The organism is Streptomyces sp. NPDC127106 (genome assembly GCF_042677605.1).
Classification (GTDB): domain Bacteria; phylum Actinomycetota; class Actinomycetes; order Streptomycetales; family Streptomycetaceae; genus Streptomyces.
Window position 1 is genome coordinate 1 of record NZ_JBHXTC010000110.1, and the last position, 8,108, is coordinate 8,108.

Annotated in this window: 9 protein-coding genes; 7 read left to right on the plus strand and 2 right to left on the minus strand. The window is 71.3% G+C overall.

Features of this window, described 5'->3' with window-relative positions:
- The 4 genes from ACFVGY_RS37280 to ACFVGY_RS37295 all read left to right on the plus strand — a co-directional run.
- On the plus strand, positions 1-507 hold a 507-nt coding region (locus tag ACFVGY_RS37280), incomplete at its 5' end, for an Hsp70 family protein (RefSeq protein ID WP_385686876.1).
- The gene (gene grpE, locus ACFVGY_RS37285; protein WP_385686879.1) at positions 507-1,202 is read left to right on the plus strand and encodes a nucleotide exchange factor GrpE; all 696 of its coding nucleotides are present in this window, start codon (positions 507-509) and stop codon (positions 1,200-1,202) included. The genes ACFVGY_RS37280 and grpE, both read left to right, overlap by 1 nt.
- Positions 1,203-1,250: 48 nt before the next feature.
- The gene (gene dnaJ / locus ACFVGY_RS37290) at positions 1,251-2,429 is read left to right on the plus strand and encodes a molecular chaperone DnaJ (RefSeq protein WP_385686882.1); all 1,179 of its coding nucleotides are present in this window, start codon (positions 1,251-1,253) and stop codon (positions 2,427-2,429) included.
- Position 2,430: 1 nt separating this feature from the next.
- Positions 2,431-2,901 carry a heat shock protein transcriptional repressor HspR gene (locus tag ACFVGY_RS37295; RefSeq protein WP_385686885.1) on the plus strand — a complete coding sequence of 157 codons (471 nt, stop codon included), beginning with the start codon at positions 2,431-2,433 and terminating at the stop codon, positions 2,899-2,901.
- A 114-nt stretch (positions 2,902-3,015) separates the two neighbouring features.
- Here the strand turns inward: ACFVGY_RS37295 and ACFVGY_RS37300 are convergent, their stop codons facing one another.
- Positions 3,016-4,035 (minus strand): helix-turn-helix transcriptional regulator, encoded by a 1,020-nt coding sequence (locus ACFVGY_RS37300; RefSeq protein ID WP_385686888.1) that lies wholly within the window; start codon positions 4,033-4,035, stop codon positions 3,016-3,018.
- A gap of 102 nt (positions 4,036-4,137) precedes the next feature.
- On the opposite strand from ACFVGY_RS37300, the gene ACFVGY_RS37305 reads away from it, so the two are divergent.
- Both ACFVGY_RS37305 and ACFVGY_RS37310 read left to right on the plus strand, forming a co-directional pair.
- Positions 4,138-4,386, plus strand: coding sequence for a hypothetical protein (locus ACFVGY_RS37305; RefSeq protein WP_385686890.1), 249 nt, complete (start codon positions 4,138-4,140; stop codon positions 4,384-4,386).
- Positions 4,383-4,697, plus strand: coding sequence for a (2Fe-2S)-binding protein (locus tag ACFVGY_RS37310; RefSeq protein ID WP_114053450.1), 315 nt, complete (start codon positions 4,383-4,385; stop codon positions 4,695-4,697). Before ACFVGY_RS37305 ends, ACFVGY_RS37310 begins: the two co-directional genes overlap by 4 nt.
- Positions 4,698-4,910: 213 nt before the next feature.
- On the opposite strand, the gene ACFVGY_RS37315 is transcribed toward ACFVGY_RS37310, so the two are convergent.
- Positions 4,911-5,324 (minus strand): pyridoxamine 5'-phosphate oxidase family protein, encoded by a 414-nt coding sequence (locus ACFVGY_RS37315; RefSeq protein WP_385686893.1) that lies wholly within the window; start codon positions 5,322-5,324, stop codon positions 4,911-4,913.
- A 141-nt stretch (positions 5,325-5,465) separates the two neighbouring features.
- Here ACFVGY_RS37315 and clpB point away from each other — a divergent pair, with 141 nt between their 5' ends.
- The gene (gene clpB / locus ACFVGY_RS37320; protein ID WP_385686896.1) at positions 5,466-8,057 is read left to right on the plus strand and encodes an ATP-dependent chaperone ClpB; all 2,592 of its coding nucleotides are present in this window, start codon (positions 5,466-5,468) and stop codon (positions 8,055-8,057) included.
- Positions 8,058-8,108 lie beyond the last annotated feature (51 nt).

Here is an 8,108-nt window from a genome sequence, read left to right on the forward strand (position 1 = left end):
TCCTTCGACATCGACGCCAACGGCATCATGCACGTGACCGCCAAGGACCTGGGCACGGGCAAGGAACAGAAGATGACCGTCACCGGCGGCTCCTCGCTCGGCCGGGACGAGGTCGACCGGATGCGCCAGGAGGCCGAGCAGTACGCGGAGGAGGACCAGCGCCGCCGCGAGGCCGCCGAGACCCGCAACCAGGCCGAGCAGCTCGTGTACCAGACGGAGAAGTTCGTCAAGGACAACGAGGACAAGATCCCGGGCGACGTGAAGACCGAGGTCGAGGGTGCCGTCGCCGAGCTGAAGGAGAAGCTCAAGGGCGAGGACACGGCCGAGATCCGCACCGCGACCGAGAAGGTCGCCGCGGTCAGCCAGAAGCTCGGCCAGGCGATCTACGCCGACGCCGGCGCCCAGGCCGCCGGCGGTGCCGGTGACGCGGGCCAGGCCAAGGCCGACGACGACGTGGTCGACGCCGAGATCGTCGACGACGAGAAGCCGAAGGGCGGCGCGGCCTGATGTCGGAGGAGACCGCGGGTTTCGAGGAGAAGCCCGAAGTCCCCGGCGACGCCACCCCCGACGACGCTGCCGAGCCGAAGACCGCCGACTCCTCCGCTGAGGAGCCGGCGGCCCCGGCCGGGGACTCCGGAGCACGGACCGACCAGTCCACCCCCTCCGCCCAGGGCGCGAACGCGGCCCTGGTGGCGCAGCTGGACCAGGCCCGTACGGCGCTCGCCGAGCGCACCGGTGACCTCCAGCGGCTCCAGGCGGAGTACCAGAACTACCGTCGCCGCGTGGAGCGGGACCGCATCGCCGTCAAGGAGATCGCGGTCGCGAACCTGCTGTCCGAGCTGCTCCCGACCCTGGACGACATCGGCCGGGCGAGGGACCATGGCGAACTGGTCGGCGGCTTCAAGTCGGTGGCCGAATCGCTGGAGACCGCTGCGGCCAAGCTGGGCCTGCAGCAGTTCGGCAAGGAGGGCGAGCCCTTCGACCCGACGATCCACGAGGCCCTGATGCACTCGTACGCGCCGGACGTCACCGAGACGACCTGCGTGGCGATCCTGCAGCCTGGGTACCGGATCGGCGAGCGCACGATCCGCCCCGCGCGGGTCGCGGTGGCCGAGCCCCAGCCGGGCACGGCCCCGAAGTCCGAGTCCGGGGAGGGCGACACGCCCGCGGACAAGGACGCGGATGCAGCCGACAAGGGCTGACGTCCGCAAAGCTGATCATGTGATGGCGCGAGAGGAGGGACGTCGGGGATGAGCACGAAGGACTTCGTCGAGAAGGACTACTACAAGGTCCTCGGCGTCCCCAAGGACGCCACCGAGGCGGAGATCAAGAAGGCGTACCGGAAGCTCGCCCGCGAGTTCCACCCGGACGCCAACAAGGGCGACGTCGAGGCCGAGGAGCGCTTCAAGGAGATCTCCGAGGCGAACGACATCCTCGGCGACGCCAAGAAGCGCAAGGAGTACGACGACGCCCGCGCGCTGTTCGGGAACGGCGGCTTCCGCCCCGGTCCCGGCGCGGGCGGCGGCTCCTTCAACTTCGACCTGGGCGACCTCTTCGGGGGCACCCAGGGCGGCGGTGCGGGCGGCTTCGGCGGCGGCGGCCTCGGCGACGTGTTCGGCGGCCTGTTCAACCGGGGCGGCGCCGGTCCGGGGACCCGCACCCAGCCGCGCCGGGGCCAGGACGTCGAGTCCGAGGTCACCCTCTCGTTCACGGAAGCGGTGGACGGGGCCACGGTCCCGCTCCGCATGTCCTCCCAGGCCCCCTGCAAGGCCTGCTCGGGCACCGGCGACAAGAACGGCACCCCCCGGGTGTGCCCGACCTGCGTCGGCACCGGTCAGGTCTCGCGGGGCAGCGGCGGCGGCTTCTCTCTGACGGACCCCTGCGCGGACTGCAAGGGCCGCGGCCTGATCGCGGAGACCCCCTGCGAGGTCTGCAAGGGCAGCGGCCGCGCCAAGTCCTCGCGGACCATGCAGGTCCGGATCCCGGCGGGCGTCTCCGACGGCCAGCGGATCCGGCTGCGCGGCAAGGGAGCACCGGGCGAGCGCGGCGGCCCGGCCGGCGACCTGTACGTCGTCGTCCACGTGGGCAGCCACCCGGTCTTCGGCCGCAAGGGCGACAACCTGACGGTGACCGTCCCGGTGACGATCTCCGAGGCGGCCCTGGGCGCCGACATCAAGGTTCCGACGCTCGGCGGGCCCGTGGTGACGCTGAAGCTTCCGCCGGGCACCCCTTCGGGCCGCACCATGCGCGCCCGCGGCAAGGGCGCGGTCCGCAAGGACGGCACCCGCGGCGACCTGCTGGTGACGGTGGAGGTCGCGGTTCCGTCCACGCTGACGGACAAGGCCCGCGAGGCGCTGGAGATGTACCGCGACGCGACGGAGTCGGAGGACCCGCGCGCCGCGCTGTTCGAGTCCGCGAAGGGAGCCTGACATGGACGGCCGCCGACGACAGCCCCGGTTCGGTGGCGGGGCATACGAGCTGACCGACGAGACCCCGGTCTACGTGATCTCGGTGGCCGCCCAGCTCTCGGGTCTCCACCCGCAGACCCTTCGCCAGTACGACCGCCTGGGGCTGGTCTCCCCGGACCGCACGGCGGGCCGCGGACGGCGGTATTCGGCCAGGGACATCGAGCTGCTCCGCACGGTGCAGGCGCTGTCCCAGGACGAGGGCATCAACCTCGCCGGCATCAAGCGGATCATCGAGCTGCAGAACCAGGTCGAGGCACTCCAGCAGCGCGTGGCCGAGCTCTCGGCCGCGGTCGAGGGCGCGGCTGCCGTGATGCAGCAGCGCGAGGCCCAGGTGCACGCCTCGTACCGCCGCGATCTGGTCAAGTACCAGCCGCCGGTGGGCGGCAACGCCCTCGTCGTGTGGCGTCCCGCCCCGAAGCGGGCGAACGACTAGCGGCGGCGGAGCTCCGGCCCGCCGACCTGTCGAAGGCCCCGCCCGGGCGCGTCCCGGGCGGGGCCTTCCGCCGTCGTTCCGCCGTCGTTCCGGCGATGCGTCGGCGGTCCCGCCTCAGTGGTCGGAGCCGCCCTCCTCCAGGATCCCCGACCGGGCGATGAGGAAGCCGAGTTGGGCGCGGCTGCCGCTGCCGAGGGTGCTGGCGAGCTTGGCGATGTGCGCCCGGCAGGTCCGTACGTTCATGCCCAGCCGGCGGGCGATGGCCTCGTCCACGTGCCCCTCGACGAGGAGCTGGGCGATGGTCCGCTGCACGCCCGTGATGCCGTCCCGGGTGGGCTGGTACGTGACTTCCTCCTGGAGCGGCACCGCGCGGTGCCACAACTGCTCGAAGACCTTGATGAGGTAGTCCACGAGCCCCGGGTGGCGCAGTTCCAGGGCCACCTGGCGGTCGTCGCTGGCGGGGATGAAGGCGACCGTGCGGTCGAAGATGATGAGCCGTTCGAAGAGCTCCTCCAGCGTCCGCACCTCGACCTTGCCGGCCTTGAGGATGTCCACGTACGCGAGCGTGCCCCGGCTGTGCCGGACCGTGTGCTGGTAGAGGGTACGGATCCGGACACCGCGGTCCGTCAGCGGCTGGTCGCGCTCCAGGGCTTCCGTAAGCTCCAGGCTGGGGCGGGCGCCGCCGGGCTGGACGGTGAGCATCTCCGTGTGGCACTCGGCGGTGGCCAGGTTGAGGGCCGCGTTGATGGCGTCGAAGCCTTCCAGCACGGTGATGGCGTGCGTGCTGGCCGGAGCCTGTGCACTGATGGCCAGAAACGGCTCGAACGCTTCGGAGAGTTCGAGAGAATCGCGGTGCCGCTCGCGGATCTCCCGTTCGATCGGATGCAGCCGCTGGGCCAGCGCAACCGCCGGTGGAACCGGACGCAGTGCATTGACGTCATCAGGATCCGGCTGCAGCAGGGCCAGGTCGAGCAGGCAGGGTGCCGCTTCCACGTCTCCCCGTGCGATGCGCCCGGTGCGCAGCGCGCTCGTGTAGAGGCGCGCTCCTTCGGAGCACAGGTTCGCGACCGAGTGGGGATGTGTCGCTTTTGTTGTGTTTATTGTCAAATCTCCACCCCCCAGGGTCCTGAACATGCAAGAACATGATGCATCGTCCCTGTGGCAGCGACGTGCCTGAATGAGCCATCGTCTGACAGGCGGGGGAGAGGATTTCATCAAGTGAGGACGAAGCCGACCATGAACAAGAGAATGCTTCGCTCGGCGCTTGCCACCGTCATCTTCTCGGCTGTGGCCGGTCTGGGACTCGCCGCGGCCACGCTGGGGGGCGCCGGAGGTGCTGCGGACATCCACGCGGCGGTCGCGGACAGCGGCTGGCGCGAGCCCTCGGCGGACAGCGGCTGGCGCGGGGCCCCGCTGGACAGCGGGTGGCGCTCGACCCCCGCAGATGCCGATTCCGCAGCCCTTGTCGTGGAGAGCACGGTATGACCCCCGATGACCGCGGCTTCCGCCGCGAAATGGCTTCCGCCTACCGCTCCGGCTGGCAGTTCATCGACCTCGCGACGGCCATCCCCCAGGTCGGCGACTCGCTGATGGTCACCCTCTTCGGCCAGCCCATCGTGATCACGCGCGAGGAGGACGAGGACGTGCGGGCGTACCGCTGCCTGCGCCGCCCCCGCGGCGCGCCGCAGCCGGTCCGCTGCGAGGTGCGCTACGGCATGGTCTTTGTCAACCTCGATCAGCGCGACCACCAGCTCTTCGAACCCGATATCACCACCGCCACCCCCCGCAGTGCCTGAAGCGATTCCCCTGTCGTTGCAGATCGCTCCAGGTGCTTCCCCCACACAACGGCGCCATCGTGGACCTGACCACGATGGCGCCGTTGTGGTTTCGGCGTCCAGTAGCCGAACCGGACAAGGTGAAAACTGAACCGTCCGGAATCCTCCGGAACCCCGGAGCCCCCGGAACCCCGAAACCCCCCGCACCCCCCGGGGCGCGCGGGTGCGGCGGGCTCAGGCGCGGCCCATCGCCCGGTCCAGCGCGATCTCGATGACCACCCGGTCCGGGTTGGGCGAGGGCATCCGCCCGTAGCGCTCCGCGTAGCGCGCGACCGCGTCCGCGACCGCCTCCTCGTCCGTGCGCACCACCGCCCGGCCCTCCAGGGTCGCCCAGCGGCGCCCCTCCATCTGGCACACCGCGACGCGGGCCGAGCCCGGCTCCACCGCCTGGGCCGCCAGCACGTTGCGGACCTTCTTGCTGTGCTTGTTGCTGATCACCCGGGCGACGCCGGCCTCAGGGTCGTACGTCACGCCCACGGGCACCACGTGCGGGGTGCCGTCCGGGCGCGGGGTGGTCAGCGTGCAGACGTGCCGCTCCCGCCAGAAGGCGAGGTAACCGGGCGTCGGGTTGAGTACGTCATGGGACATGCGAGGAGCGTACGGCTCCGCGCAGCCGCGCCCCGAAACCCGCCTTGAGTGGAATAGACTCAACTTTGCGCACGTTGACTGTGTCAGATCGCCTGATGCAGCCCCGAGACGGATGCACCGTACGGAGAGGAGAAGCCGCACGTGGACGCCGAGCTGACCAACAAGAGCCGGGACGCGCTGAACAACGCCACCAGCCGCGCCGTCAAGGACGGCCACGCCGACCTGACGCCGGCACACCTGCTGCTGGCCCTGCTCGCCGGCGAGGACAACGAGAACCTCACCGACCTCCTCGCGGCCACCGAGGCCGACCAGGCCGCCGTGCGGTCCGGCGCCGAGCGGCTCCTCGCCGCACTGCCCAGCGCCACCGGCTCCACGGTCGCGCCCCCGCAAGCCACCCGCGACCTGCTCGCCGTGCTCGCCGAGGCCGACCGGCGGGCCACGGAGCTCGGCGACGACTACCTCTCCACCGAGCACCTGCTCATCGCCGTCGCCGACAAGGGCGGCGCGGCCGGAGAGGTCCTTTCCGCCCAGGGGGCGACGGCGCAGAAGCTGCTGGACGCCTTCCAGAACGCACGAGGAGGACGGCGGGTGACCACCCCCGACCCGGAGGGCCAGTACAAGGCCCTGGAGAAGTTCGGCACGGACTTCACGGCCGCGGCCCGCGAGGGCAAGCTCGACCCCGTCATCGGCCGGGACCACGAGATCCGCCGGGTCGTCCAGGTCCTGTCCCGACGCACCAAGAACAACCCGGTGCTCATCGGCGAGCCCGGCGTCGGCAAGACCGCCGTCGTGGAGGGCCTGGCCCAGCGCATCGTCAAGGGCGACGTCCCCGAGTCCCTCAAGAACAAGCGCCTGGTCGCCCTCGACCTCGGCGCGATGGTCGCGGGCGCCAAGTACCGCGGCGAGTTCGAGGAGCGCCTGAAGACCGTCCTCGCCGAGATCAAGTCCAGCGAGGGCCAGATCATCACCTTCATCGACGAGCTGCACACCGTCGTCGGGGCGGGCGCGGGCGGCGATTCGGCCATGGACGCCGGCAACATGCTCAAGCCGATGCTGGCCCGCGGCGAGCTGCGCATGGTCGGCGCCACCACCCTCGACGAGTACCGCGAGCGGATCGAGAAGGACCCGGCGCTGGAGCGCCGCTTCCAGCAGGTCCTGGTCGCCGAGCCGACCGTCGAGGACACCATCGCCATCCTGCGCGGGCTCAAGGGCCGTTACGAGGCCCACCACAAGGTGCAGATCAACGACAGCGCCCTGGTGGCCGCCGCGACCCTCTCCGACCGGTACATCACCTCCCGTTTCCTGCCGGACAAGGCCATCGACCTCGTCGACGAGGCCGCCTCCCGGCTCCGCATGGAGATCGACTCCTCCCCGGTGGAGATCGACGAGCTGCAGCGCGCCGTCGACCGCCTGCGGATGGAGGAGCTGGCGCTGAAGAACGAGTCCGACCCGGCCTCGCGCGAGCGCCTGGACAAGCTCCGCAAGGACCTCGCCGACAAGGAGGAGGACCTGCGCGGCCTGACCGCCCGCTGGGAGAAGGAGAAGCAGTCCCTCAACCGGGTCGGCGAGCTCAAGGAGCGCCTCGACGAACTGCGCGGCCAGTCCGAGCGCGCGCAGCGCGACGGGGACTTCGACACCGCCTCCAAGCTGCTCTACGGGGAGATCCCGGCGCTGGAGCGGGAGCTCGCCGAGGCCACCGAGGCCGAGGCCGAGGCGGAGGCCGTCAAGCGCACCATGGTCAAGGACGAGGTCGGCCCCGACGACATCGCGGACGTCGTCGGCGCCTGGACGGGCATCCCGGCCGGCCGCCTCCTGGAGGGGGAGACGCAGAAGCTGCTGCGCATGGAGGACGAGCTCGGCCGCCGCCTGATCGGCCAGGGCGAGGCCGTCCGGGCCGTCTCCGACGCCGTTCGCCGCACCCGCGCGGGCATCGCCGACCCCGACCGCCCGACCGGCTCGTTCCTCTTCCTCGGCCCCACCGGCGTCGGCAAGACCGAGCTGGCCAAGGCGCTCGCGGACTTCCTCTTCGACGACGAGCGGGCCATGGTCCGCATCGACATGTCGGAGTACTCCGAGAAGCACAGCGTGGCCCGCCTCGTCGGCGCCCCGCCCGGCTACGTCGGCTACGAGGAGGGCGGCCAGCTGACCGAGGCGGTGCGTCGCCGCCCGTACTCCGTCGTCCTGCTGGACGAGGTCGAGAAGGCCCACCCGGAGGTCTTCGACATCCTGCTCCAGGTCCTCGACGACGGCCGGCTCACCGACGGCCAGGGCCGCACCGTGGACTTCCGCAACACCATCCTCATCCTCACCTCCAACCTCGGCAGCCAGTTCCTGATGGACCCGCTCAGCTCCCCGGAGGACAAGCGCAAGAACGTCCTGGAGACCGTCCGGGCCTCCTTCAAGCCGGAGTTCCTCAACCGGCTCGACGACCTCGTCGTCTTCTCCGCCCTGACCAGGGACGAGCTGGCCCACATCGCCGAGCTCCAGGTGGGCCGCCTGGCCCAGCGCCTGGCCGAGCGCCGCCTGAGCCTGGACGTCACCCCGGAAGCCCTGGCCTGGCTCGCCGACAAGGGCAACGACCCCGCGTACGGCGCCCGCCCGCTGCGCCGCCTGATCCAGACGGCGGTCGGCGACCGCCTCGCCAAGGAGATCCTGGCCGGCGAGGTCCGCGACGGCGACACCGTACGGGTGGACGTCGCCGGCGACGACCTCCTCGTCGGCAAGGCCCTCTGACGGCCCCGCGTAGCCCTCGCAGCAGCCCCCGGCAGGGCACCGCGGCCGTGC

Coding starts and splice junctions, on each gene's coding strand:
- grpE (WP_385686879.1), top strand. CDS start 507: ATGTCGGAGGAGACCGCGGGTTTCGAGGAGAAGCCCGAAGTCCCCGGC.
- dnaJ (WP_385686882.1), top strand. CDS start 1,251: ATGAGCACGAAGGACTTCGTCGAGAAGGACTACTACAAGGTCCTCGGC.
- ACFVGY_RS37295 (WP_385686885.1), top strand. CDS start 2,431: ATGGACGGCCGCCGACGACAGCCCCGGTTCGGTGGCGGGGCATACGAG.
- ACFVGY_RS37300 (WP_385686888.1), bottom strand. CDS start 4,035: ATGTTCAGGACCCTGGGGGGTGGAGATTTGACAATAAACACAACAAAA.
- ACFVGY_RS37305 (WP_385686890.1), top strand. CDS start 4,138: ATGAACAAGAGAATGCTTCGCTCGGCGCTTGCCACCGTCATCTTCTCG.
- ACFVGY_RS37310 (WP_114053450.1), top strand. CDS start 4,383: ATGACCCCCGATGACCGCGGCTTCCGCCGCGAAATGGCTTCCGCCTAC.
- ACFVGY_RS37315 (WP_385686893.1), bottom strand. CDS start 5,324: ATGTCCCATGACGTACTCAACCCGACGCCCGGTTACCTCGCCTTCTGG.